General features: G+C 62.6%; 24 protein-coding genes and 1 other RNA gene. 17 read left to right on the top strand and 8 right to left on the bottom strand.

The window, feature by feature from the left end; genetic code table 11:
* Window positions 1–286: 286 nt before the first annotated feature.
* The gene (locus VNX23_RS15055; RefSeq protein ID WP_325631266.1) at window positions 287–2965 is read right to left on the bottom strand and encodes an ATP-dependent helicase; all 2679 of its coding nucleotides are present in this window, start codon (window positions 2963–2965) and stop codon (window positions 287–289) included.
* A gap of 630 nt (window positions 2966–3595) precedes the next feature.
* Here VNX23_RS15055 and VNX23_RS15060 point away from each other — a divergent pair.
* Window positions 3596–3769, top strand: a complete 174-nt coding sequence (locus tag VNX23_RS15060) for a DUF1328 domain-containing protein (RefSeq protein ID WP_325631268.1) — start codon at window positions 3596–3598, stop codon at window positions 3767–3769.
* Window positions 3770–3776: 7 nt separating this feature from the next.
* Here VNX23_RS15060 and VNX23_RS15065 read toward each other — a convergent pair whose 3' ends face one another.
* On the bottom strand, window positions 3777–4286 hold the full coding sequence (locus VNX23_RS15065) for a thioesterase family protein (RefSeq protein ID WP_325631269.1): 510 nt from the start codon (window positions 4284–4286) through the stop codon (window positions 3777–3779).
* A gap of 90 nt (window positions 4287–4376) precedes the next feature.
* On the opposite strand from VNX23_RS15065, the gene VNX23_RS15070 reads away from it, so the two are divergent.
* The 3 genes from VNX23_RS15070 to VNX23_RS15080 all read left to right on the top strand — a co-directional run bounded on the left by VNX23_RS15070 (window position 4377) and on the right by VNX23_RS15080 (window position 7080).
* Window positions 4377–5789 carry an FAD-binding oxidoreductase gene (locus VNX23_RS15070; protein ID WP_414643002.1) on the top strand — a complete coding sequence of 471 codons (1413 nt, stop codon included), beginning with the start codon at window positions 4377–4379 and terminating at the stop codon, window positions 5787–5789.
* A gap of 197 nt (window positions 5790–5986) precedes the next feature.
* On the top strand, window positions 5987–6553 hold the full coding sequence (locus VNX23_RS15075) for a hypothetical protein (RefSeq protein WP_414643001.1): 567 nt from the start codon (window positions 5987–5989) through the stop codon (window positions 6551–6553).
* Window positions 6554–6639: 86 nt separating this feature from the next.
* A complete protein-coding gene (locus tag VNX23_RS15080) occupies window positions 6640–7080 on the top strand; it encodes a hypothetical protein (protein ID WP_325631273.1) in 441 nt (146 codons plus the stop codon).
* Window positions 7081–7092: 12 nt separating this feature from the next.
* Here VNX23_RS15080 and VNX23_RS15085 read toward each other — a convergent pair whose 3' ends face one another.
* Window positions 7093–7482, bottom strand: a complete 390-nt coding sequence (locus VNX23_RS15085) for a rhodanese-like domain-containing protein (protein WP_325631275.1) — start codon at window positions 7480–7482, stop codon at window positions 7093–7095.
* Between the two features lie 203 nt (window positions 7483–7685).
* Here VNX23_RS15085 and VNX23_RS15090 point away from each other — a divergent pair, with 203 nt between their 5' ends.
* The 8 genes from VNX23_RS15090 to VNX23_RS15125 all read left to right on the top strand — a co-directional run bounded on the left by VNX23_RS15090 (window position 7686) and on the right by VNX23_RS15125 (window position 17344).
* Complete coding sequence (locus VNX23_RS15090; protein ID WP_325631276.1) at window positions 7686–8972, top strand: MFS transporter; 1287 nt, start codon at window positions 7686–7688, stop codon at window positions 8970–8972.
* A 72-nt stretch (window positions 8973–9044) separates the two neighbouring features.
* The gene (locus VNX23_RS15095; protein WP_325631278.1) at window positions 9045–10280 is read left to right on the top strand and encodes a cytochrome P450; all 1236 of its coding nucleotides are present in this window, start codon (window positions 9045–9047) and stop codon (window positions 10278–10280) included.
* Between the two features lie 287 nt (window positions 10281–10567).
* Entirely contained in the window at window positions 10568–14254 is a 3687-nt protein-coding gene (locus VNX23_RS15100) for an AsmA family protein (RefSeq protein WP_325631279.1), read from the top strand.
* A 181-nt stretch (window positions 14255–14435) separates the two neighbouring features.
* A complete protein-coding gene (locus tag VNX23_RS15105; protein WP_325631281.1) occupies window positions 14436–14933 on the top strand; it encodes a DUF6644 family protein in 498 nt (165 codons plus the stop codon).
* Between the two features lie 43 nt (window positions 14934–14976).
* On the top strand, window positions 14977–15474 hold the full coding sequence (locus VNX23_RS15110; RefSeq protein ID WP_325631283.1) for a DUF6644 family protein: 498 nt from the start codon (window positions 14977–14979) through the stop codon (window positions 15472–15474).
* A 63-nt stretch (window positions 15475–15537) separates the two neighbouring features.
* Window positions 15538–16383, top strand: a complete 846-nt coding sequence (locus tag VNX23_RS15115; protein ID WP_325631284.1) for a hypothetical protein — start codon at window positions 15538–15540, stop codon at window positions 16381–16383.
* Between the two features lie 26 nt (window positions 16384–16409).
* A complete protein-coding gene (locus tag VNX23_RS15120; protein ID WP_325631286.1) occupies window positions 16410–16835 on the top strand; it encodes a DUF6152 family protein in 426 nt (141 codons plus the stop codon).
* A 5-nt stretch (window positions 16836–16840) separates the two neighbouring features.
* Window positions 16841–17344, top strand: coding sequence for a cytochrome c (locus VNX23_RS15125; RefSeq protein WP_325631288.1), 504 nt, complete (start codon window positions 16841–16843; stop codon window positions 17342–17344).
* Between the two features lie 115 nt (window positions 17345–17459).
* On the opposite strand, the gene VNX23_RS15130 is transcribed toward VNX23_RS15125, so the two are convergent.
* The 5 genes from VNX23_RS15130 to ssrA form a co-directional block, all read right to left on the bottom strand.
* Window positions 17460–17738, bottom strand: coding sequence for a ribbon-helix-helix domain-containing protein (locus tag VNX23_RS15130; protein WP_325631290.1), 279 nt, complete (start codon window positions 17736–17738; stop codon window positions 17460–17462).
* Complete coding sequence (locus VNX23_RS15135) at window positions 17735–17938, bottom strand: DUF4169 family protein (protein WP_414643003.1); 204 nt, start codon at window positions 17936–17938, stop codon at window positions 17735–17737. Before VNX23_RS15135 ends, VNX23_RS15130 begins: the two co-directional genes overlap by 4 nt.
* Before the next feature lie 342 nt (window positions 17939–18280).
* The gene (gene fumC, locus VNX23_RS15140) at window positions 18281–19696 is read right to left on the bottom strand and encodes a class II fumarate hydratase (protein ID WP_325631291.1); all 1416 of its coding nucleotides are present in this window, start codon (window positions 19694–19696) and stop codon (window positions 18281–18283) included.
* Window positions 19697–19760: 64 nt separating this feature from the next.
* On the bottom strand, window positions 19761–20279 hold the full coding sequence (locus VNX23_RS15145; RefSeq protein WP_325631293.1) for an SspB family protein: 519 nt from the start codon (window positions 20277–20279) through the stop codon (window positions 19761–19763).
* Window positions 20280–20443: 164 nt separating this feature from the next.
* Window positions 20444–20799: a transfer-messenger RNA gene (gene ssrA / locus VNX23_RS15150) on the bottom strand.
* Between the two features lie 98 nt (window positions 20800–20897).
* Between ssrA and VNX23_RS15155 the strand changes: the two genes are divergently transcribed.
* The 5 genes from VNX23_RS15155 to VNX23_RS15175 form a co-directional block, all read left to right on the top strand.
* The gene (locus tag VNX23_RS15155; protein WP_325631295.1) at window positions 20898–21503 is read left to right on the top strand and encodes a chromate transporter; all 606 of its coding nucleotides are present in this window, start codon (window positions 20898–20900) and stop codon (window positions 21501–21503) included.
* Window positions 21500–22036: a chromate transporter gene (locus VNX23_RS15160; protein ID WP_325631297.1), complete on the top strand. Its 537-nt coding sequence runs from the start codon at window positions 21500–21502 to the stop codon at window positions 22034–22036. The genes VNX23_RS15155 and VNX23_RS15160 overlap by 4 nt, the downstream gene beginning before the upstream one ends.
* A gap of 341 nt (window positions 22037–22377) precedes the next feature.
* On the top strand, window positions 22378–23172 hold the full coding sequence (locus tag VNX23_RS15165) for a thymidylate synthase (RefSeq protein WP_325631298.1): 795 nt from the start codon (window positions 22378–22380) through the stop codon (window positions 23170–23172).
* Window positions 23173–23180: 8 nt separating this feature from the next.
* Entirely contained in the window at window positions 23181–23666 is a 486-nt protein-coding gene (locus VNX23_RS15170) for a GNAT family N-acetyltransferase (protein ID WP_325631299.1), read from the top strand.
* Window positions 23666–24090: dihydrofolate reductase (locus VNX23_RS15175; protein WP_325631300.1), on the top strand; the 425-nt coding region annotated here is incomplete at its 3' end. The genes VNX23_RS15170 and VNX23_RS15175, both read left to right, overlap by 1 nt.

Raw genomic sequence — 24090 nt, forward strand, 5'->3', positions numbered from 1 at the left:
TGCGGCCACATCTCGGGAGGGCCGAGCGAGGTTTTTGACCAGTCGAAGGCCCTTGTCAGCGCGCCGAGCTCGCCGCCGCCCGCCAAGAAGTCGCCGACTTCCTCCCCATCCATACGCAAAAACCTCACTCACACGCTCGTCGTTGAGCTCACGGCTACTGTTTTACAACGTAGAACGACCGGCCCCGGGTCGTCGGCCTGCATTTCGTCCAAAGCTTAACCCCGAAAGGCACGAGATATGCCCGCGCTGAACTGAATTCGGGTTGATCTAGCGCAAGCTATGGCATTCAGGCCCGTTCGACGAAACTGTCGACGACTTTCTTCTCGCCGGCCTTCTCGAACGCAATAGTGAGCTTGTTGCCGTCGATCTTCACCACATGGCCGTAGCCGAATTTCTGGTGAAACACCCTGTCGTCCAGGTTGAACTCGGACGTGGTGCCGGTTGATTTCGCGATCAGTTCGCCTTCGATCACCATCGGCGCACGCTTGCGCGCCAATCCATCGCGGCGCGAGGAGGCATCGCTGCGCGAGCCTGAGGCGTCGCTGCGCGAGCCCGAGAACGGCGATTGGCCTTCGTTGAAGCCGCCTTTCCTGAAGTCAGTCTCGCGGCCGCCGGGGCCGCGCGCCCGATTGGCCTGCGCCCGCTGCCAGCCCGGCGTCGTGTAGCTCGAGCCAAAGGATTCCACATTGTCGAACCGCGACGGGCCGTAGCCGCCGGCGCCGCCCCAGCCGGAGCCGCCCTTCGATTCCGTGATCTCGACATGATGCACGGGCAACTCGTCGAGAAAGCGCGACGGGATCGTGGTCGACCAGGTGCCGTGAATGCGCCGGTTAGTGGCAAAATAGATCTTGGCGCGGCGGCGGGCGCGAGTAAGGCCGACATGGGCCAGGCGCCGCTCCTCTTCCAGTCCTGCCCGTCCCTGTTCGTCGAGCGTGCGCTGGCTCGGAAACAGACCTTCCTCCCAGCCGGGCAGGAAGACGTTGTCGAACTCCAGACCCTTTGCCGAATGGAGCGTCATCAGCGACACCGCATCTTCCTCGGTGCCGCCGTCGCGGTCCATTACCAGCGAGATGTGCTCGAGGAAACCGTGCAGGTTTTCGAATTCCTCCATCGAGCGGACGAGCTCCTTCAGGTTCTCGAGCCTTCCAGCGGCATCTGCGGAGCGGTCCTTCTGCCACATGTCCGTGTAGCCGCTCTCGTCGAGCACGATCTCGGCCAATTCGGTGTGCGAGGTCACCTCGGATTGCGCGCGCCAGCGGTCGAAACTCGCCAGGAGATCGCGCAGCGCGCCGCGCGCCTTCGGCTTCAACTCGTCGGTCTCGATCACCGCGCGCGCCGCCTCATAGAGCGGAATGCGGCGCTTGCGGCCATGATCGTGCAGCATCTGCAGCGTCGCATCGCCAAGGCCGCGCTTGGGCACGTTGACGATGCGCTCGAAGGCGAGATCGTCGGCGGGCGAAGAGATCACGCGCAGGTAAGCGAGCGCGTCGCGGATTTCGGCCCGCTCGTAGAAACGCGGACCGCCGATCACGCGATAGGGCAGGCCGAGCGTGACAAAGCGATCTTCGAATTCGCGCATCTGGAACGAGGCGCGAACCAGGATCGCGATCTCGTCGAGCCTGTCGCCCTTGCGCTGCAGATCCTCGATCTCCTCGCCGATGGCGCGGGCTTCCTCTTCGCTGTCCCAGGCGCCGGTCACGGTGACCTTTTCGCCGTCGACGTCCTCGGTGCGCAATGTCTTGCCGAGCCGGCCCTCATTATGCGCGATCAGATGCGAGGCGGCCGCGAGGATATGGCCGGTGGAGCGATAGTTGCGCTCGAGGCGGATCACTTTTGCGCCGGGAAAGTCGTGCTCGAAGCGCAGGATGTTGTCGACCTCGGCCCCGCGCCAGCCGTAGATCGACTGGTCGTCATCGCCGACGCAGCAGATGTTCTTGGGCAGAGGAGACTCTATGCCCTCTCCCCTTGCGGGAGAGGGTGCTGAGCCGCGAAGCGGCGAGGCGGGTGAGGGGTTCGTTGCGGCGTCTGTGACAGGATACCCCTCACCCGGCGTCTCGCGGAGCCTGTCATCGGGCGACGCTTCGCGTCGACCCGTTGGCTCGCCGCCACCCTCCCCCGCAAGGGTAGAGGGTGTCACAGCGCGTGACGACACCGGCGATTGCGCGAGCAGCCGCAGCCAGAGATATTGCGCGACGTTGGTGTCCTGATATTCGTCGACCAGGATGAATTTGAAGCGGTGCTGGTATTGCCGCAGCACATCGGCTCGCTCGCGGAACAGGCGGATGTTCTCAAGCAGGAGATCGCCGAAATCGGCGGCGTTGAGGATTTTCAGCCGCTCCTGATAGCTGGTGTAGAGCTTGCCGCCCTTGCCGTTGGCAAAGACGGCGGCTTCGCCCGGCGGCACCTGCGCCGGCGTCAGCCCGCGGTTCTTCCAGCCGTCGATCAGGCTGGCGAGCATCCGCGCCGGCCAGCGCTTGTCGTCGATGCCCTCGGCCTGCAGCAGCTGCTTGATCAGCCGGACCTGGTCGTCGACGTCGAGCACCGTGAAATTGGATTTGAGCTGCACCATCTCGGCGTGGGTGCGCAGGATCCGCCCGGCGATGGAATGAAAGGTGCCGAGCCACGGCATGCCCTCGACCGCCTGGCCGAGCATCTGGCCGAGCCGCATCTTCATCTCGCGCGCCGCCTTGTTGGTGAAGGTGACCGAGAGAATCTCGCTTGGCCGCGCCCGGCCGGTGGAGAGGATATGCGCGATACGACAGGTCAGGACGCGCGTCTTGCCGGTTCCAGCGCCGGCCAGCACCAGCACCGGCCCGTCCAGCGTTTCCACGGCCTCGCGCTGCTCCGGATTGAGGCCCGCCAAATAGGCCGGGCTCGCCGCCGCGCGTGCGCGCGCGGCGATGCCGCCAGCAAGAGGCTGGTGATCGGGCACGCCGTGATGGGTCAGCTTGTTCGGCTCGGTCATTGGCGATTCGTATCTAGTGGTCCGATTCTAACATTCGCTACCCGTTGCAGCGGACACCTTTGCGAATGTTAGAATCAAAGGACCACCAGCAAATATAAGATTCTAGTGTCCTGATTCCGAAGTTCGCATCATTTTGCGGCGATCTTGTTTGCGAACTTCGGAATCCAAAGGACACTGGCAAGTCATTGTTTCTAGTGTGGCTTTGGTTCAGAAGTCCGCATTACCAATTCGTGGCCTGCAATGATGCGGACTTCTGAACCGCCACACTAGTGGAGTTTGGGATTTGACATTCGCTTTCGATCCCGCGGTTAGGTGGGTAGCGAATGTCAAATCCACTCCACTAGTCCCCACGATGACACTCGCAACGCGGGGCTGGAAGAGGAGCCTTCATAGCAGGAATGGCAGGCATATAGGGATTTTGGGCCGCCTTTGACAGCACTTATCCCGCGCCCCTCAGGGCCCGGACGAGCCGCGTTTCGCGCGCGGATTTGTTCCCAATAGAACGACATTTTTCGGCCTCCAAGGCTCCGGCTGCACCGGAACCTTCGTTCCAAGGCCGGAATTGATCCGGCGAATGCGTCATCGCGCCTTGCGCTGATGTGCAAGCGTAAAAAAGCGGAGATTTTCGTCATGCTGAGCTGGGTCGTTACTTTCCTGATCATCGCCCTGATCGCCGGTATTTTGGGATTTGGCGGCATTGCCGGCGCGTCGGTTGAGATCGCCAAGATCATCTTCTTCATCGCGGTCGTGCTGTTTTTGGTCTCGGCCGTGGTGGGGCTGGCACGCGGCCGTACCCGCGTCTAGCTGCATCCTACTTCCTGGAGGGTATCGCGATCTTGCGGCCGATGCCCTCCGGGCGGGACGCGGTGGCATGCGTCCTTGCCACCGCATCGATCCGCGCCTTGATGTCGGGGGGAAACGGCGCGGTTTTTCGCGTATTCATATCCACATGCATGGTCATGTTTTCGGAGGTGGCTGACAGCCAGCCTTCGCCTGCGTGGCGCAATTCCTCGAAGGTGTGCAGCCGTTTCTCGTCGGCGGCCAAAAGCAGGATCGAAATCTGCACGGGGTCGCCGAGATGAATCTCGCGCAGGTAGCGCACGTGGCATTCGGCCGTAAATGTCGAGCCGTGGCGCGTCCGCATGTAAGTGGGGCCGATGCCGAGCTTGAGCCACAATTCGTCGATCGCGCGATCAAACATCACGTTGTAATAGGCCATGTTGAGATGGCCGTTGTAGTCGATCCATTGCGGCTCGATTCTCATCACCGACGACAGGAACGGTGCGGGCAATGCATCCTCTAGCGCGGCAGGTTTCTTCATTCGCCTGATTCCATCGGTTCGGACATCATCCCTTGACCCCCTGTATATCCTTTGCCACGCTGATTTGGCCGGGAGGATTTTGCATTGGGAATGACGGTTGCCAACCATTTGCCGCGCGTGGAGCCGAAGGTGCTGGCGGCTGCCCTCGAGGCCCTCGCGGTGCGGTTCGGGAACCTGCTGGTCACCTCAAGGGCAGTGCGCGAGCACCACGGCCATACCACCACCTGGCTCCAATCGCAGCCGCCGGACGCGGTGTTTTTTCCGCAAGAGGCTTCAGACGTCCAGGATGTGGTGCGGATTTGCGCCAGACATCGCGTGCCTGTGATTGCCTATGGCACCGGCACATCGCTGGAAGGACAGATCAACGCGCCGGCCGGCGGCGTGTCGATCGATTTTCGCGACATGAACAAGGTGCTTCAGGTTCATGCCGACGACCTCGACTGCGTGATCCAGCCCGGCGTCACGCGCAAGGCGCTCAACGAGCATTTGCGCGACAGCGGCCTGTTTTTTCCGATCGACCCCGGAGCGGATGCCTCGCTCGGCGGCATGGCCTCGACACGCGCCTCCGGCACCAATGCGGTGCGCTACGGCACCATCCGCGAGAACGTGCTGGCGCTGAAGGTCGTGCGCGGCGACGGTGAGATCATCACCACAGGGACGCGGGCGAAGAAATCGAGTGCCGGTTACGACCTCACCCATTTGTTCATCGGCGCGGAGGGAACGCTCGGCATCATCACCGAGCTCACCATCCGCCTGCGCGGCATTCCCGAGACCATTGCGGCGGCCGCCTGTTCGTTCGACAGCGTCGCCGGCGCCTGCCAGGCGACGATCCTGGCGATCCAGACCGGCATTCCCGTCGCGCGGATCGAACTGCTCAACGCCGAACAGGTGCGGGCCTGCAACTCGTATTCGAAATTGTCGCTGCCCGAGACACCGCTTCTGCTTCTGGAATTCCACGGCAGCGCCAATGAGGTCGCCGAGCAGTCGAAGAATTTCGGCGAAATCGCCAGGGAATGCGGCGGCGGCGATTTCACCTGGACCACGCGGCCTGAAGACCGCACCAGATTGTGGCAGGCGCGCCACGACGCCTATTGGGCGGTGAAAGCGCTCCGTCCGGGCGCAGGCGTCGTGGCGACGGATGTGTGCGTGCCGATCTCGCGGCTGGCCGATTGCGTCACCGATACGGAAGACGATCTCAAGCGCCTCAAATTGCAGTCGCCGATCGTCGGCCACGTCGGGGACGGCAACTTTCACTGCTCGCTGATGTGCGACGTCGAGGATTCCGAAGAGATGGCGCGCGGCGAGGAGTTCATGCACCGCCTCGTGGAGCGGGCGCAGTCCATGGGCGGTACCTGCACCGGCGAGCACGGGATCGGGCAGGGCAAGCAGAAATACCTGGTGGGCGAACTCGGTGGCGAGGCGATCGAAGCGATGCGTGCGATCAAGCAGGCGCTCGATCCCCAAAACATCTTCAATCCGGGAAAAATAATTCCACCCCTCTGAGGCGTTTTCGGGCGCCTCGTGGGGCCACAGGCCTATCCAATGTTAGGAATTCATTGGTTTTAGGCAGGTAAATTTGCTCGCGGACGCGATCAGGCCTCATTTCAGTCCAATCGGCCGGTTAGCCGGGAACTGGTATCATGGTCGCGAAGTTGTCATTCGACCGTTCGCAGCGATTTATTGGGGGCTTTTGACCAGGCATGACGATGCGCTTCCACTGGAAAATCCTTGCCGCCGCCTTGTTCCTGATTGCCACCCCCTGCCTGGCCGAGGAGGTCGCCAACGACCTCAAGCCACCAGAGCCGGACACCGATATGCTGGCGCTGATGTCGGGCCGATGCAGCATCCTCAGCGTTGCCGGGAGGGATTTCGCGTGCAAGGCCGTTGCATTCGCCCATAGCACCCGCGGCCGCGCCTATTTCACCATCGCGCTCGACGACCCTGCCGACCACAGCCACATCATTTCCTTCTCGGGGGAGAACGGCCAGCGGACCGATCAGAATCAGTACGAGTTGCCGATTGACCGGATGGTTCTGAATTCCAAGCACCGGCCGAAGGTCGACGGCCTGCCGGTTCCGTTCGTGGAATCCTCGGCTGGAAAATGCACGCAGTTCGGGAACTTCGCGATGGGGCAGGTTTCCAGCATCGCCTGCGTGGCAACCGATCGAACCGGCAAGCGGTACGAGTTGCGCTTCGATTCCGATGGCTCGCCGATTACCCTGCGAAAGGTGCGGCCCTCCGCGCCGAGCATTCGACTGCACGGCTAGTGGACTGGATTTAGCGTGAAGGTTCAGGAGGCCGCACGATGATGCAACTCCGCAATCGGGACAGGTCTTCGGACAGACGCGCGATCATGACGCAGGCCGCAAACCTGCCACGGCCGCGTGCTTTCAATCGTTTCATGGCCATGCGGTTGTTTCGAAAGGACAGACCTCCTGAGGTGTGGGACCAGCCGATCGAGTGGCCGCTCGGCGACATCGAGGCCGCGCACAGGATCCGCGACATCTGCCGCAGCGCCGCCGACAGTGCCGAAAAGGTAGCCTCTCGCGCCGGCAAGCCCGATACCCGAAAGAAAAAGGCGGAGGCCGAGCGATACGAACGCGCCGCACGCGTCGCGATGGAAATCGCCATGAAGATCGGCGACGACCTGCTGCGCGATTCCGCGGTGCGCCAGATTATCGGGCTTTGCCTGAAAGCCAACGATCAGCCAACGGCGCGGATACTGTTTCGTGCCGTTGGCGCCGCTTCCATCAGGGAAGACGTGTTGCAGGAGCATCCGATCCTGCGGCAGTGAAGCGAATTCGCTTCACGCTTCTTTGGCCTTCTCGACCGCGCCGCCGCTCTCGACCCAATCCTTGAAGCCGCCGGCATTGTAGACTTCGCCGTAGCCCATGTCCTTGAGCAGCTTGCCCGCGAGCGCCGCGCGGCCGCCGGAGCCGCAGTAAAGGATGACCCTCTTGTCCCTGGCGAAGTTCTTGTCGTGGGCGGGCGATTCCGGGTCAGCGCGAAATTCCAGCATGCCACGCGAGACATGTACGGCGCCGGCAGCCTTGCCGCTCTTGTCAACTTCCGAGGCGTCGCGCACGTCGACCAACAGCGCGTTGCCGCCGGCGATCATCTCGCGCGCCTTCGTCGGCGTGATCTTCGGCACCACCGCGTTGGCCGCTTCCATCATCTCTTTGAGACTCAACGCCATCTTTACCTCCGCGGTAGTTGAACCGATGACTGATGCTCGATCCTATATCTGTTTGTTCGTCATTGCGAGGAGCACGAGCGACGAAGCAATCCAGTATCTTTCTCTCGTTCTGGATTGCTTCGCTTCGCTCGCAATGACGGCCGTTGTATGAATGCGGTGTTGGTCAGAGACTGACCGGGATTGATCGGAAAGAAAGCTCCCCGATGCGGCTTCCCTTCTTCTACGGCTGGATCATCATCGCGGTGACATTCATCACCATGGCGATCGGGGTCAACGCGCGCACCGCGTTCTCGCTGTTCTTCCCGCCGATCATCGACGAGTTCGGATGGGAGCGCGGTGTCACCGCTGGCGCCTTTTCGTTCGGCTTCGTGGTGTCGGCCATCGTCAGCCCGCTGATCGGCCGTCTGATGGACCGCCTGGGTCCACGCAGCGTGATGGAACTCGGGGTTGCGCTGATGGCGGGCGGGCTTCTGCTCGCGCCACTGACGAGCCAGCCCTGGCATTTGTATCTGACCATTGGCGTGCTGGTCGGTGCCGGGAGCATTTGCCTCGGCTATTCCGGACAATCGCTGTTCCTGCCCAACTGGTTCATTCGCCGGCGCGGGCTTGCCATCGGCTTCGCCTTTGCGGGTGTTGGCATCGGTTCGGTGACGCTGTTGCCCTGGGTGCAATGGATGATCGATCATTCCGGCTGGCGGACCGCCTGCACGGCCATTGGCCTTCTCGTGCTCGTGGTGCTCGCACCGATCAATCTGTTGTTGCGCAAGCGGCCGGAAGATCTTGGGCTGCGGCCTGACGGCGACGCCGCGGCTTCGGCCGCGTCTGTCTCGCCGCTCTCCAACATCGTCGATCCCGATTGGGCCGGCGTGGACTGGACCTTGAGGCGCGCGCTGCGCACCGCGCGCTTCTGGTGGCTCGCGATCGGTTACGCCGGTGGTCTGTATATCTGGTACGCGGTGCAGGTGCACCAGACCAAATACCTGCTCGACGTCGGGTTCAGTCCGAACGTGGCGGTCTGGGCGCTCGGCGCTGTCAGTCTGCTCGGCATTCCCGGTCAGATCCTGCTCGGGCACATCTCGGACCGTGTGGGGCGCGAATGGATCTGGTCGGCAAGCTGCGCAGGCTTTGCCGTCTGTTTTGCGGCGCTGATCGCGCTCGCGCGATATCCGACCTTGCCGTTGGTCTACCTCATGGTGGTGTCGCAGGGCGCGCTCGGCTACGGCCTGACCTCGATCATGGGAGCCGTGGTAGTCGAAATTTTCCAGGGCAAGCATTACGGCAGCATTTTCGGCACCATCATGGTCGCCGCCCTTGCCGGAGGAGCCGCGGGTCCCCTGGTCACGGGCCTGCTGCATGATCTCTGGGGCAACTACACGCTCGCATTCCTGATCGCCATCGGCGTGAGCGCTCTCTCGGCACTGGCGATCTGGCTGGCGGCGCCTGGAAAAGTTCGCGCCGTCGCGGGCCGGTTGCACCGGTTATCGACCTGACCGTCCGGCAATAATGAGCTTGCCGTGACGGGCGGCATGTGGGCTTAATCGGGCAAACCGCAGGAGGGCGCCATGAGCGAGCACGCCCAGGCAGCCGCGACGATGGAGCCGCTTTTCAATCCGTTGTCGCCGGAGTTCATTTGCGATCCCTATCCGCATTACGAGCGGCTGCGCCGCACCGATCCCGTGCATATCACGGCGCACGGCATGTATCTGGCGAGCCGGCATGCCGAGGTGAGCCTCGTGCTGCGGGACAAGCGCTTCGGCAAGGATTTCGTCGAGCGCTCGAAGCGGCGCTACGGATCGAAAATCATGGAGGAGCCGATCTTCCGCAGCATGAGCCATTGGATGTTGCAGCAGGACCCGCCCGACCATACCCGCCTGCGCGGCCTCGTGGTGAAGGCCTTCACGGCGCGCCGGGTCGAGGACATGCGGCCGCGCATCCAGGAGGTCGTCGACCAGACCATCGATCGCGTGGCGGAGCGCGGGCACATGGACCTGATCGAGGATTTTGCCTTTCGCCTGCCGGTGACCATCATCTGCGACATGCTCGGCATCCCCGAGGAACATCGCGAGGCGTTTTACACGGGCTCCCGGGATGGCGGCCGCATCCTCGATCCGGTGCCGCTGACGCCTGCCGAAATCGCGCAAGGAAATGCCGGCAACCTGATGGCGCAGATGTATTTTCAGCAACTGTTCGAGCTGCGCCGCAAGAATCCTGGAGACGACCTGACCACCCAGTTGGTGCAGGCCGAGGAAGATGGCAGCAAGCTTTCCACTGAGGAACTGACCGCCAACATCATTCTCCTGTTCGGCGCCGGCCACGAGACCACCGTCAACCTGATCGGCAACGGGCTGTTGGCGCTGCACCGCAATCCGGACCAGCTCGCGCTGCTCAAGGCCAATCCCGCCTTGATTGTCAACGCGATCGAGGAGTTTCTGCGTTACGATTCTTCAGTTCAGCTGACCGGGCGCGTGGCGCTTGAGGATATCGATGGCCTCGCCGACAAGAATATCCCGAAGGGCGAAACCGTGCTTTGCCTGCTGGGATCGGCCAACCGCGACCCCGCGGTCTATCCCGACCGGCCGGACCGTCTCGACATCACCCGTCAGAACGTGCGCCCGCTGTCGTTCGGCGGGGGCATTCACTTCTGTCTTGGCGCGCAGCTGGCGCGTATCGAGGCCGAAATCGCCATCTCGACATTGCTGCGCCGGCTGCCGGAGCTGCGACTTGACGACGCGGAAAATCCGGAATGGCGACCGACCTTCGTCCTGCGCGGACTGAAGCGGCTGCCCGCAAGCTGGTGACGGCGAAAGTCTCATGTGAGGTTGCTGTGACTTCGCCACAGTTTTCTCTATATATGTCCTTGCTGGGGCACTGATTTCGGCGCGGGCTTTGCCTTCGGATCCGGGCGCCAAGGGCGCAAGGCCAGGGCACAGGCGGCAGGTCATGCCGCGCAGGCGGGCAGGCCTTAGGCCTTCAAGGCGCGATCCTCCAAATTCGAATGGCGATCGCGCCTTAGCTTGTTGTCTGAGCATGAAGCTTTCGGAGAAGGCGTTGCCGCTTTTCCGGCTCATGCGCATAAGGAGAAACCGTGCAGACGACGCTGCTCGGACTGGCGATTGCCTTCATCATTGCGCTGGTTGCCGCGCTGATCGGCCCGTATTTTGTCGACTGGAATCAGTTCCGGCCGCAATTCGAGGCTGAGGCGACGCAGGTGATCGGCGCGCCGGTGCGCGTCGCCGGCAAGCTCGATGCGCGCCTGTTGCCCTCGCCCTCGCTGCGGCTGCGCTCGGTGGTGGTCGGCGGCGCCAATGACCTCGGCAAGGTCCGGGCCGACAAGCTCGACGTTGAATTCAGCCTGGGCTCGCTGATGCGCGGCGAGTGGCGCGCCACCGAACTGACGATAGACGGCATGGCGCTCGATGTCGGGCTCGACCCGCAGGGCCGGATCGATTGGCCGGCTTCGACCGGCAAGTTCAGCCTGGGCGCGCTGTCGATCGACCGCCTGAACCTGACGGGACGCGCCGCGTTGCACGACGCCTTGAGCCACAGCACGCTCGAGCTGAACGAAATCGTCTTTTCCGGCGACGTGCGCGCGCTCGCGGGCTCCGTGCGCGGCGATGGCAGTTTCCTGCTCAAGGACGTCCGCTATCCGTTTCGCGTCTCTTCCGGACAGAGCGGGGACGGCACCGGCACCCGCATCCACCTGAACCTCGACCCCGGAACGCGGCCGCTATCGGCGGAACTCGACGGCATATTGAACTTCGATGCCCGCGCTCCGCGCTTTGAAGGCTCGGTCGCGCTGGCCGCCTCACCCCGGCCGAAGCCGAAGGGCAGCACCGACCCGACACAGCCACCGTGGCGGATTGCGGCCAGGGTCAAGGCCGATCATGCGGCGGCCAAGCTCGAACAGATCGAGGTCAATTACGGCGCCGAAGACAGGGCGCTCAAGTTTGCAGGTCAGGGCGACGTTCGCTTCGGCGCCTCACCGCTGCTTCATGCCACGCTCTCGGCGCGGCAGCTCGATGCCGACAGGTTTGCAGCCAAGGAGAGTGTGAAGGACAGCACGGCCAAGGACAGCGGTGCCGAGCCGGTGCGCGTCCTGCCCGCTTGGCGTGCGCTGATCGCCGCCGCGCCGGAATTGCCGCTTCCCGCGCAGGTCGAACTTGGCGCCGAACAGATCATGATGGGCGGACGCCCGCTGCAGAACTTTGCCGCGGAGGTTAAGACCGACACCCGCTCCTGGACCATCGACCGGCTCGATGTTCGGGCGCCGGGCTCAACCCATCTGTCCCTGAGCGGGAGTAATGCGCAAGCCGGCCCACCCGGTCATTTCAAGGGCGCGCTCAATGTCGATTCAGCCGATCCCGATGCGCTGGTGATGTGGCTGCAGGGCCGGAACGAATTGACCTATCGCAGCCAGAAGCCGCTGCGGCTTGGCGGCAACGTGGATATCGGCGTCGATCGCCTTGCGATCGATGCGATCAGGTGCGAGATCGACGGCGGCACCATCGGAGGCCGGATTGCGGTCTCGCATGACGGCCAGGGCGGCGGCTCGCTTGAAGCGGAGCTGAAGGCCGATCGCCTCGATCTCGATTCTGCTTCCGCGTTCGCGCGTGCGATTTTGGGCCCACAAGGCGAGTGGCCGGAGCGGGCGCAGGTTTCGCTCGACATCTCTCGTGCCATCCTGGCCGGCCAGGAACTCAGTCCGTTGGCGGCCAAATTCGGCTACGGGCCGAAGTCTATCGCGCTCGATCGATTGAAGATCGGCATGGCCAGCGGCGTCACGGTCGAGGCCTTCGGCGCGTTCGATCGCTCCAACGCTACGGGAAAGCTCGCGCTGAATTCAAGTGCGGCCTCGCTTGGCCAGTTCGCCGGGCTCATGGCTCCGGTGGCACCGTCGGTTGCCGCGCGACTCAATTCCATGGCGTTAATCCCGGGTCCGGCGCGCATCAACCTGATGCTCGCCGTCGACAGGAATGCCGATCGCGTCGACCACGCCGATACGCGTGCTACCTTCGACCTCGATGCGCCGCAGTTCAGGGGGACCGCCACCATCACCGCGCGGCCCGAGGCCGCAGCCCTGCGGGAGATCGATCTCGACAGGCTGCGTCGCAGCGAAATCAGCCTGGAAACGAAACTGTCGTCGGAGCAGGGCGCTCCGCTCCTTGCCTTGCTCGGACTCGACGGCGCACTCGCGGCAGCCGATGGAGCGGGTCAATTCCAGGGATCGCTCAGCGGCGTGTGGGGCGCGCCATTGCGGCTGAAATTCAATCTTTCCGCCGCAGGCCTCGATGCCGAGGCGCAAGGCACCGCCGATCCCTTTGCGGCCCGGCCCAATGGCAGCGTCAGCGTGAAGGCGCGCAGCCTCAATCTCGCGCCGCTGTTCGAGCTCAAACGCTCCGACAAGCTCACGCAGAACATCAGCCTGTCCTCGCGCATGTCGCTCCAGGAGGGCAAGCTCAGCCTTGAAGATCTGGATGGCACGATGGCGGGTTCGCGGCTGCGCGGCCACCTGGCCGTGACGTTCGAGGCTGAACGCAAGGTCGAAGGCGAACTCGGGCTGGATTCGCTCGAAATTGCGCCGGCCTTTGCGCTCGCCATCGGCGCCGCCGGACGCGACGTAACCGAGCCGCTCGGTGCCGGGCTTCTGAAGGGCTGGCGCGGCAGAATAGCGTTTCAGGCGCTGCGCGGCGTGCTTCCGGGCGGCACCGAGTTGCGTCCTCTCAGCGGCACCGTGAAGGGCGACGGTCAATCGCTGGTGTTCGACGCCATCAAGGGCGGCATCGGCGGCGGCGAGGCAAGTGGCGCCGTTGACATCAGGCAGGGCGCGGGCGGGCTTGGGCTCAATGCCCGCGTCCAACTCGACGCGGTCGATGGCGGGGCCTTGCGTTATCGCGCGTTCACGATGCCGGCGGGCCGTGCCTCGCTGCAGATGACGCTGTCGAGCCAGGGCCGCAGCGCCTCCGCCCTGATCGGCGCGCTGTCGGGAAGCGGAACCTTGACCCTCGCCTCCGCACGTATCCCCGGATTGGATCCGCGCGCTTTCGAGCTTGCGATCCACGCCAGCGACGCCGGACAGGCGACCGATGATATGAGGCTGCGCAAGATCGTGGAACCGGCGTTGTCGGGCGGTGCGCTCTTGGTCGCATCCGCGCAAATTCCGTTTGCGATCCGGGACGGGCGGCTTCGCGTCGCCGCCACCACGCTCAATTCCGACATCGCCCACGCCGTTGTTTCCGGCGGATACGATATTCCGGCCGACCAGGCCGATATTCGCGCGGTCTTTTCCTCCGGAACTGCTGAACTCGCCACCAGCCGCCCTGAAATCGTCGTGTTTGCCGCCGGCTCGCCCGACGCACTCAATCGCAGCGTCGATGTCACGGCCCTGTCATCGTGGCTCGCGGTGAGAGCGATCGATCGCGAGACAAGGAGGCTCGATTCGATCGAGCGCGGAGAAGCGCCGACATCGGCCGCGCCGGCTTCGATTCCACGCAGCCCCATCCAGTCGCCGGCGCCCGCGCCGAGGCCGAGGATCGCGCCGCCGCGTCCGCCTGCGGCGCCGCAAGGCGCAAATGCGCCCGCCGCCAATGTCCCGGTTGCGAATCCTGCCGCAGCCAACCCGCCGCCCGATGCCCCGGTCGTGAGCCAGCAGGTTCCGCCGCTGCCGCCGCCGATCGAGGTGCGGCCGGCACCGAGCGTTGCACGCCCGGCGAGGCCAAAACCGCCGCTGGTACTCACCCCGCCGCTATTCGGCTCGCCGCAGCAGGCGTACTAGTTCAAATGCGCTTTTGAAATTATTCCGTCGGCTCAAGACAAAATTCGTGAGGGCTTTCGTCTCATACATGCGTCCATGTGAAAAACGGATATTCTCAGCCCGACCCGGCCGGATATACGGTTACGGCCTTGTTGGTCCGCGCTCCCCTGATGACAATTTGCCGAACTGGCTTTGTTGCTGAATGGCTTTGACGCTTAACGAAATCTGCCGCTGGATCGACCACACGGCGCTGAGCCAGTCGATCCAGGCTGCCGGCTGGGTGGTGCCGACCGTGCAGACGATTCACATCCTCGCAATTGCGGTGGTGGCCAGTTCGGCGCTGATGATCGATCTTCGTCTGATCGGCGTGTTCTGGGCCAACCGGCCGATGAAGAATGTGACCGCGCGTTTCCTGCCGCTGGTCTGGTGGCCGTTGCTCGTCCTGCTCGGCACCGGCATCATCATGATCATCGCGGAGCCGGCGCGTTCGCTGAAGAACCCGGCCTTCCAGCTCAAGATGGGGCTGTTGGTCGGGGCGTTGATCGTGACATGGCTGTTTCAATTCTTTCAGCGCCGCGACGCCGGATTCGGCGAGCCAGGCGCAAGGCCGCGTGCGGGCGCGGCGACGATTGCCATCGTCTCGATGTTGCTCTGGTCCTCGATCATCTTCGCGGGCCGCTGGATCGCCTATTTCGCCTGACGCTCGAACCGGATCGGCGCAATGAATCACGAGGATTTTTTCGTTGGAGATTGACCGCGCTCTGGACTGGCTCCAGAACACGCAGGTCGCAAGCGCGATCGGCGAAAACGAAATCCTGTTTCCGTGGATCGAGTCGATTCACGTGCTCGCGATCGTGCTCGTGGTCGGGACGATCTCGATCGTCGACCTCCGGCTGCTCGGCTTCGCCTCGCTCGATCTCACGGTCCGCCGCGTCATGCGCGACGTGATCCCCTACACCTGGGGCGCATTTGCGGTTGCCGCGTTCACCGGCTCGCTCATGTTCTCCTCGGACGCCGTGCACTATGCCCACAACCGCCTGTTTCAGGGAAAGCTCGTGCTGCTTGCGCTCGCCGGTCTCAACATGGGTTTGTTTCATCTGATCGGCGTTCGCGATATCGAGCACTGGGACAAGGTGGACGGACGCACGCCAACCGCCGCCAGGACCGCTGCTGCGATCTCGCTTTTGCTATGGATCGGCGTGGTGGCGCTCGGCCGCGGGATCGGCTTCACGATGCACTGACTACAAAATGAAACAATTTGCCGCTAGCTTTTGTGTGAGCACCTGCTGTTCGGAGATATGCACGTGAAAACTGCTCCACTTTGCGCCGTTTTTGCCGGTCTCGTTGCCTTGCTGGTTGCGCCGCCCATCGTTTCAGCGCAGGCGCCCAAGAAAACGCCAACCGTCATCAACCCGCCGCCGACGGCTCAGGATTGGGCCGATATCGCCAAATTGCCGGACTGGAGCGGCGTCTGGAATCCGAAGATCACGGACCAGGACGCCCAGGTCAAAACCAATCCACCGCCGTGGAATGAGGCCGCTGCCAGGAAAGTCGAACAGATGTTCGCCGAGGAAAAGGCCGGCCGGCCGCGCCTGATCTTCGCCAATTGTCTGCCCGAGGCGCATCCGTCCTGGATGCTGGTCACCCACAACGCGATGGAAATGCTGTTCACGCCGGGGCGTGTAACCATGCTCGGTGAATCCGACGGCAACCGCATTCGCCGCATCTACACCGACGGCCGCGCTCACCCGGAGGCGTCCGATCCGACCTTCCACGGCCATTCGATCGGACACTGGGAAGGCGATACGCTGGTCGTCGACACCGTGGATATCCTGCCGCAAGCGCCGCTTGCCATCAGCGAAGCCGTCGGCCTGCCCAACAACGGCGACATGCACGTGATCGAGCGCATTCATCTTGCGGAAAAGGACATCCTGCACGATGACCTCGAAATCATCGCGCCCAAAATCCTGACCAAGCCGTGGAAAACGACGCGCATCTTCTTCCGCCAGCGCGCGCGCAAGTTCGACATCGTCGAAGGCGTCTGCGCCACCGGCGATCTGGCGGAGCGGGTGAATGCGGAAGGCGATCACATCTTCGTGCCGGTCGAAAAGTCCGAGTGGGGACATACGACGGCGGTTCCGGCAAAGTAGCCGGCAAAAACAAACAGGAGTTCTTCATGCGACAATTGATGAAATCGATCGGCGCGCTTGCGGCGGTGGCGCTGCTGGGTGCGGGAATAACCCAGGTCGCCGCCCATCATTCGGCCTCGATGTTCGATTTCTCCAAGACGATGACGGTCAAGGGGAGCGTGGTGGAATTGCGCTGGGTCAACCCGCACGTCACCTTGACGCTCAACGGCTCATCCAGTGCGGGCGAAGCGCCCGCCGAGTGGCTGATGGAGACGACGAGCCCTGGAAACCTGGTGCGGGTCGGCGGATGGCGGCGCGATGCCATCAAACCCGGCGAGCAGGTCGAGGTGCTGTTTTATCCCCTGCGTGAGGAAGGCAAGAAGAGCGGCCTGATGCGGCAACTCACCGTGGTTGCGACTGGCGAAGTTTTCAAGGCCAACATCCGCGAGCAGGAAATGCCGGGACTGGAATAGTCGACGTGAGATTTCTCCCCCTCAGATCAGCGTTTAGCTTCACCGCCGCAGTGGCGGCGCTGGCGATCGCCGTGGCCGCAGGACCGGCCTCGGCGCAGGATCAGCCCGCACCCAAGGACACCATCTTCGCGCGCAAGATCCTGATGGGCGCCATCGACATGAACATGGACGAGATCGAGACCATGCTGGCGCCGGAAGGCAAGCTCGTGCTGGGGGATGCCCAGGAGCACGCGGAAACCATCTCGACCATGCTGATGGCGTTTCCGCATCTGTTTCCGCCACCCACCAATCAATGGAAGCCGGGTGCGGACCGCGATCCCGCAACCGACACGTTCGCCAATCCGGATCTGTGGTCGAATTTCGCCGAGTTCTACCGGCGCGCCGGCGAAGCTTCAAAGATCGCGTGGGACGCCAGCCGCGCCAAACGGCCCGACGAGTTCCGCTCTCTGATCGGACAATTGCGCCAGCGCTGCAACGCTTGCCATGCCCTGAACCTGAAGCCGGAATGACGCGAAGAGGCGCAAGCAAGCGTGCCCGGACGCGGAACCGTTCCGGGCAAATATAACCGCCGTCTCGCGTCAGGGAAAACGAATCAAGACACGTGAACGGCGTAACCGGCCCTGATCAATCAGAGCCGACCGCCACCTTGGCATGCGGCTTCGCATCCTCTGCGGCCGGTTCACCACAGGCTTGCGACCGGAAATGATCCAGCACGAACAGACGAATCGCAGATGACAGATTGCCTTGCTGGCGGTTGCCGTCGATCTCGCCCACCAGCTCGGAAAGGGTCATGTTGCGACGTCCGGAAATCTCCTTCATGCCGTTCCAGAATGCCTCTTCGAGACTGACGCTGGTCTTGTGACCGGCGACCACGATTGATCGTTTCACAACTGGCGATTTCATGATGGGTCCTCGCCATCGATGCGATGCTGATCCAAAAGTTTATCGGCGCCGCTTGCGCGGCGCTCGTCCAGGATGCGTTCCGCCCTGGTACGGCCAAATCGCGCTCGATTGGCGGCGGCCTGTTTTTCCGCCTCCTCTCGCCGAGTGCGCTTTTTGAATTGCCTGAAATTGACCAATTCCCCCATGCCGACCCCCATCATGTGATTCGTCGGCAAGCCGGACGCCTGTCGCTGCCGTGACGGGCAGCGACCATTTGAAGCAATCCGCTTGGTTGAGAGAAACTGCAGCCTAATCGTGCGCGGGTTCTATTTGCACGACCCGCATCCAATCGCGGAAGAACCGCGATATTCCGCTCGGTCTTCATTTAAGAAATTCTCCATTGTGATCCCTGACAGATCAAAAAATGTGCTTCGATCTTAAAAATATCCGTGACCTCTAACACGGGTAGCCGCTTCGATGAAGTCACTTAAGCATGATTCTTTGGGCGACATGATGGACAACTTTCTATCCGACCGCGCTTGCGGCGCAAAGCTGGTCGTCCTTTATCCGGGGTGCGTCATTTTTTCCGGCCTCACCAGCCGGTCGAATTCGTCAGCCGAAACAAAGCCCAGACGAACCGCCTCCTCTCTCAGGGTGGTGCCGCGGGCGTGCGCTGATTTCGCCACTTTTGCAGCATTGTCGTAGCCAATTTTAGGCGCGAGCGCCGTCACCAGCATCAGTGAACGCTCCATGAGTTCACGAATGCGTTTTTCGTCGGCTCGTATTCCCTCGACGCAGTGCTCCGTAAATGAAAGGGCGACATCGGCCATTATTTGGATGGAATGCATCATACAATATGCCAACAAAGGTTTGTAGACGTTCAGTTCGAAATGGCCCTGGCTTCCGCCAACTGTGATGGCCGTGTGATTGCCGAACACCTGGCAGCAAACCATGGTGACGGCTTCGCACTGGGTCGGATTGACCTTGCCGGGCATGATCGAGGAACCGGGCTCGTTCTCCGGCAGAATCAGTTCTCCCAGGCCCGAACGCGGACCTGACCCAAGCAGACGGATGTCGTTGGCGATCTTGAACAGGCCGGTGGCCATGGCGTTGATGGCGCCATGTGCGAACACATAGGCGTCATTGGACGCGAGCGCCTCGAACTTGTTGGCGGCGCTGGTGAAGGGGAGTTTCGTGATCCTGGCCACGTGCCTGGCGAAAATCCTTGCGAATTTCGGCTTTGAATTGAGTCCGGTTCCGACCGCAGTCCCGCCTTGCGCCAGCGGATACATGTCCCTGATCGCCACGCGCAATCGCGCCATCCCGCTTTCGACCTGCGCGGCATAGCCGGAAAATTCCTGCCCGAGCGTCAGTGGCGTTGCATCCTGGGTATGGGTGCGGCCGATTTTGACAATATGGCCGAATTCCTTCTCCTTGCTGCGCAGCGCCAGATGAAGCCGCTCGAGCGAGGGAATCAGGTCGTTCGTCATGCCCGCGGCTGCCGCGATGTGCATCGCGGTCGGGAAGGAGTCGTTGGAGGACTGGCTCATATTGACGTGATCGTTGGGATGAACCGGCGACTTGGCGCCGAGCCTGCCGCCGAGCAGTTCATTGGCGCGATTGGCGATCACCTCGTTGAGATTCATGTTGGTCTGGGTGCCGGACCCGGTCTGCCAGACCACCAGGGGAAAATGATCGTCGAGCTTGCCCCCGATCACCTCGCGCGCGGCGCGGATGATCGCGCCGGCGCGGCACCGGTCGATGAGGCCGAGCTCGCGATTGGTTTCTGCCGCCGCGAGCTTGACGATGCCGAGCGCATGAATGATAGCGATCGGCATGCGGTCCTGGCCGATGCGAAAATTCTGCCGCGACCGTTCGGTCTGTGCGCCCCAATAGCGATCGGTCGGAACCTCGATCGGACCGAAACTGTCGGTCTCGGTGCGAGTGGAACCGGAACGGGATTCGGTCGACCGGGCCATCAGCTTGCTCCCCCGCGCGTGCCTGTTCAGTTCATTCTACGGCGGGCAAGGCTTTGGTTGCGGACTATTTCTTGCGGAAGCGATCCAGCCGCACGACTTCGGCGCCCTCGCCGGATTTTGCCGGCTCGCTTGCGCTCTCGGCCGGCGGAGCGGGCAGGGCAGACGGGGGCGCGGCCGGCACAGCCGGAGTGGCCGCGCGATCGCTCGCGCGCGTCTCGGCCACCGTGTCCTGCGGCTCGAACTGCAGGCCGAACTGCACGGAAGGATCGAAAAAGCTCTTGATGGCGTTGAAGGGAACCACGACGCGCTCGGGGATCCCGCCAAAGGAAAGGCCGACCTCGAAACGATCCTCGGTCACCACCAGGTCCCAGAACTGGTGCTGCAGGATCACCGTCATCTCTTCCGGATATTGCGCCAGCAACCGGGACGACAGCTTCACGCCTTCGGCGGTGGACAGGAAGGTGATGAAGAAATGGTGCTCGCCGGGCAGGCCGTGCTCGGCAGCATCAGCCAAAACGCGGCGAAGCACCCCGCGCAACGCGTCGCGCGCCAGCACGTCGTATCGAATGTGATCCGTCGCCATGATCGGTCCTGTCGCCTTCGATTCCCGCCTGCGATCTTCGAAAACAGGCCGGTGACCCGACTCGGCCCGCATTCTCCATGGTACTCCGCCGACGGGCCGAGGTCAGTAGCGCGGCGGAAATGCCTCAGGAAAATTGCGGACCGTCCAAAACATAGGCAAATTGAAGTGGAGGCTTCTGTTGCCAGGTGCCTCCGAACCCCGCCTGGCGGTGCTAACCCGTCAGGACTTCAAGATGGTCTTTCAAACCGCTTAAGCGGCCTGAGCAACCGGAGCATAGTTGTCGTTTGCAACTATTGCATGGCCCGATATCGGCGGAACCATACCGGGAAAAAACACGTCCTTTACGCCCTCGTCGATCCTGGTTCGCCCCCGCCGAAGGCCGCCGGCCGTGCCGCGGGCTTGGGTGGAGGCGCCGGGTACTGCCCCCGGGTCCGAATGGTTTATTGCGACGGTTATTTATCTCCATAGCCGGCGAACCGGCACCCCCAATATAGGGCGCAAAAGTTGAGAAAAACAGAGCCGAAAACTTCTCCTCGGGGGAGGAACCGGCCGGCTTTCCGGGTGAAAACGCCGGAATATTGATTGGCCCTGCCGGGCGTACATTCTAAATTCTTCACCATGTCCCCGGATTCGCCGCCGGCCGCCGTCCCGGCGCCGGATCTTTCGATATCGACACCAAAACCCCCCACCCTGATCGCGTTGTTTGCGGCATTCGCCAAGATGTCGCTCGCGGGCTTCGGCGGCGTGCTGGTCTGGGCCAGGCGCGGCATCGTCGATCAACACCGCTGGATGACCGCCGACGAGTTCAACGAGACCTTCGCCCTGTGTCACTTCCTGCCCGGGCCGAATGTCGTGAACCTCACATTCGTGTTCGGATCGCGCTTTCGTGGCCTTGCCGGCGCCATTGCCGCCTTCTCCGGACTGGTCGGTCCGCCAGTCGTGATCGTGACCATTCTTGCCGCGCTTTATCAGCGTTACGGCGAAATCGAAGCGTTGCGGCGAATTCTGGCGGGGGTCGCCTGCGCGGCGATCGGGTTGATGCTTTCGGCGGTGTTTCGGATGATGACGCCGCTCTTCAAGCGGCGCGACGTGGTCGGGCTTGTGGTCATGACCGCGGTGTTCGTCGCGATCGGGGTGTTGCGGTTGCCGTTGCCGTCGGTGTTGCTGGTGGCGATCCCCGTGAGCATCGCCATCAGCTTTGCGATGCAAAGGAGCGCGACATGAATTCGGATTCCAACCCGTTGGTCGCGCTGGCCTTCACCTTCGCATTGATGTCGCTGTTTGCGGTCGGCGGCGCCAATTCCGCCATTCCCGAAATGCATCGGGTTGCGGTCGACGTTCGCCACTGGCTGACCGACAAGCAGTTCGCCGATGTCTACGCGATTTCGCAGCTCTCGCCGGGACCGAACGTCTTGATCGTCACCCTGATCGGCTATTCGGTCGCGGGCGTCACGGGCGCGCTGGTCGCAACGCTTGCGATGTGCGTGCCCACGGCGGTGCTCGCCCTGTTTGTGAGTCGCTTTTTGGCGCGATCCTCGCACGCGCGCTGGCCTGCCATCGTCCAGGCGGCGCTGGTTCCTTTGTCGATCGGACTGATGGCCGCGAGCGGCTTGATCCTGGCGCGGACCTCGGACCGGACGCTCGCTGCGGTCCTGGTCACGGTCGGCGCGGCGGTGCTGGCGTCAGTAACCCGGCTCAATCCGCTTTGGATGCTCATGGCCGGCGGATGTCTCGGTTTTGCCGGCCTGATCGGGTGAAAACCATGGTTTGCAGCCGGGACACCGCCCAAACGGCCGCCTTGCTGTTACTAGTGCGGTGAATTTGAAGTTCCTATCAGTGTTGCTGCCATCCCATCAAAGGAACTTCAAATTCAAAGCCGCTACAACAAGTTGCTAGAGCTCCTTTGATTCCGAAGTTCGCATCAGAGGTCGCCACGATAGCTTGCGAACTTCGGAACCGGAGCTCTAGGTGGGATGCTCATTTTTCGGGGTATAATCGGGCGAAAGAGGCGAATCGGCACTTTTTGATGATGAAAGCGCCGTTAAAACTAGCGGCTCCGCTTCTCTCCTGTTCGTTCTCAAGGCCCTGACGCAACACCATGATTCAGTATCACGATCTGCTCGAACGGATTCTCAGTGACGGGGTGAAGAAGTCCGACCGCACCGGCACCGGGACGTTGTCGATCTTCGGCCACCAGATGCGTTTCAATCTGGCCGCCGGCTTTCCGATGCTGACCACCAAGAAGCTGCCGCTCAAGGCGATCGTCTATGAACTGCTGTGGTTTCTCAAAGGCGACACCAACATCAAATATCTCAACGACTACGGCGTCACGATCTGGGACGAATGGGCCGACGCCAATGGCGATCTTGGCCCGGTCTATGGCTCGCAGTGGCGCTCATGGCCCGCGCCGGACGGGCGCAGCATCGACCAGATCGCCAATGTCATCGACATGATCCGGCGCAATCCGGATTCGCGGCGCCTGATCGTGACTGCGTGGAATCCCGCCGAGGTCGAGAAGATGGCGCTGCCGCCCTGTCACTGCCTGTTCCAGTTCTATGTCGCCGGCGGCAAATTGTCCTGCCAGCTTTATCAGCGTTCGGCGGACGCCTTTCTCGGCGTGCCCTTCAACATCGCCTCCTATGCGCTGCTGACCATGATGGTCGCCCAGGTAACCGGCCTCAAGGCAGGAGAGTTCATTCACTCCTTCGGCGACGTGCACCTCTATTCGAACCATCTCGAGCAGGCGCGGTTGCAACTGACGCGCCCGACGCGAGCGCTGCCGACCATGAAGATCAACCCCGAGGTCAAGGATATCTTTGCGTTCCGCTATGAGGACTTCGTGCTGGAAGGTTACGACCCGCACCCGCACATCCGGGCCGAGGTCGCGGTGTGAGCGATTGAATGTCCCTCATCATCCGTCGCGCGCGTCCCGATGAAGCGGGGCTGGTCCTGTCGCTGGTTCGCGAACTTGCCGAATACGAGAAGCTCTCGCACGAGGTCGAAGCCACCGAGGCGATGATTAGCGAGGCGCTGTTCGGCAGCAATGTCAGGCTGTTCTGCGACATCGCGGAATGGAATGGCGAAGCGGCGGGCTTTGCGGTCTGGTTCATCAATTTTTCAACCTTCAGCGGCCGCTCCGGAATCTATCTGGAGGACCTGTTCGTGCGCCCCGCGCTGCGCGGCAACGGCATCGGCAAGGCGCTGTTGTCGCATCTTGCAAAGGAGTGCGTGGCGAACGGCTGGTCGCGGTTGCAATGGTCGGTGCTCGACTGGAACACCCCCTCGATCGAATTCTACAAATCGCTCGGCGCCGTGCTGATGGGCGAGTGGACCGTGTGCAAGGTTGCCGGTCCGGCGCTGGCGGCGCTGGCGGAAGGAAAGCGCTGATGGAAATCGTCCTGATCGCGGCCGTCGCCGACAATGGCGTGATCGGCGCAGGCGGGGCGATACCCTGGCGGCTGAAGACCGATGTACTACGCTTCAAGACGATGACGATGGGCAAGCCGGTCGTGATGGGTCGCAAGACCTTGGTCTCGCTGCGCCGGCCGCTGCCTGGTCGAACCAACATCGTTCTCACCCGCGATGGCGATTTTCGCTGCCAGGGCGTGGTCGTCACGACTTCGTTGACGGACGCCCGCGCGGTCGCAACCGGCGACGCGCTGCGGCGTTTCGCCACTGAAATCGCCGTCATTGGGGGTGCGGAAATCTACGCACAATGGCTCGGATGCGCCGACCGTCTGGAAGTCACCGAAGTTCATGCCCGGCCCGAGGGCGACACCTATTTGGCCGCAATTGACGCGGCTAATTGGGA

It is taken from the genome of Bradyrhizobium sp. (assembly GCF_035570375.1).
In the GTDB taxonomy this organism is placed as follows: Bacteria; Pseudomonadota; Alphaproteobacteria; order Rhizobiales; family Xanthobacteraceae; genus Bradyrhizobium.

What these genes read in the sequence shown, in the direction of transcription:
- VNX23_RS15055 (WP_325631266.1), bottom strand. Translation starts at nt 2,965, where the DNA reads ATGACCGAGCCGAACAAGCTGACCCATCACGGCGTGCCCGATCACCAG.
- VNX23_RS15060 (WP_325631268.1), top strand. Translation starts at nt 3,596, where the DNA reads ATGCTGAGCTGGGTCGTTACTTTCCTGATCATCGCCCTGATCGCCGGT.
- VNX23_RS15065 (WP_325631269.1), bottom strand. Translation starts at nt 4,286, where the DNA reads ATGAAGAAACCTGCCGCGCTAGAGGATGCATTGCCCGCACCGTTCCTG.
- VNX23_RS15070 (WP_414643002.1), top strand. Translation starts at nt 4,377, where the DNA reads ATGACGGTTGCCAACCATTTGCCGCGCGTGGAGCCGAAGGTGCTGGCG.
- VNX23_RS15075 (WP_414643001.1), top strand. Translation starts at nt 5,987, where the DNA reads ATGACGATGCGCTTCCACTGGAAAATCCTTGCCGCCGCCTTGTTCCTG.
- VNX23_RS15080 (WP_325631273.1), top strand. Translation starts at nt 6,640, where the DNA reads ATGACGCAGGCCGCAAACCTGCCACGGCCGCGTGCTTTCAATCGTTTC.
- VNX23_RS15085 (WP_325631275.1), bottom strand. Translation starts at nt 7,482, where the DNA reads ATGGCGTTGAGTCTCAAAGAGATGATGGAAGCGGCCAACGCGGTGGTG.
- VNX23_RS15090 (WP_325631276.1), top strand. Translation starts at nt 7,686, where the DNA reads ATGCGGCTTCCCTTCTTCTACGGCTGGATCATCATCGCGGTGACATTC.
- VNX23_RS15095 (WP_325631278.1), top strand. Translation starts at nt 9,045, where the DNA reads ATGAGCGAGCACGCCCAGGCAGCCGCGACGATGGAGCCGCTTTTCAAT.
- VNX23_RS15105 (WP_325631281.1), top strand. Translation starts at nt 14,436, where the DNA reads ATGGCTTTGACGCTTAACGAAATCTGCCGCTGGATCGACCACACGGCG.
- VNX23_RS15120 (WP_325631286.1), top strand. Translation starts at nt 16,410, where the DNA reads ATGCGACAATTGATGAAATCGATCGGCGCGCTTGCGGCGGTGGCGCTG.
- VNX23_RS15130 (WP_325631290.1), bottom strand. Translation starts at nt 17,738, where the DNA reads ATGAAATCGCCAGTTGTGAAACGATCAATCGTGGTCGCCGGTCACAAG.
- VNX23_RS15135 (WP_414643003.1), bottom strand. Translation starts at nt 17,938, where the DNA reads ATGATGGGGGTCGGCATGGGGGAATTGGTCAATTTCAGGCAATTCAAA.
- fumC (WP_325631291.1), bottom strand. Translation starts at nt 19,696, where the DNA reads ATGGCCCGGTCGACCGAATCCCGTTCCGGTTCCACTCGCACCGAGACC.
- VNX23_RS15145 (WP_325631293.1), bottom strand. Translation starts at nt 20,279, where the DNA reads ATGGCGACGGATCACATTCGATACGACGTGCTGGCGCGCGACGCGTTG.
- VNX23_RS15155 (WP_325631295.1), top strand. Translation starts at nt 20,898, where the DNA reads ATGTCCCCGGATTCGCCGCCGGCCGCCGTCCCGGCGCCGGATCTTTCG.
- VNX23_RS15160 (WP_325631297.1), top strand. Translation starts at nt 21,500, where the DNA reads ATGAATTCGGATTCCAACCCGTTGGTCGCGCTGGCCTTCACCTTCGCA.
- VNX23_RS15165 (WP_325631298.1), top strand. Translation starts at nt 22,378, where the DNA reads ATGATTCAGTATCACGATCTGCTCGAACGGATTCTCAGTGACGGGGTG.
- VNX23_RS15170 (WP_325631299.1), top strand. Translation starts at nt 23,181, where the DNA reads ATGTCCCTCATCATCCGTCGCGCGCGTCCCGATGAAGCGGGGCTGGTC.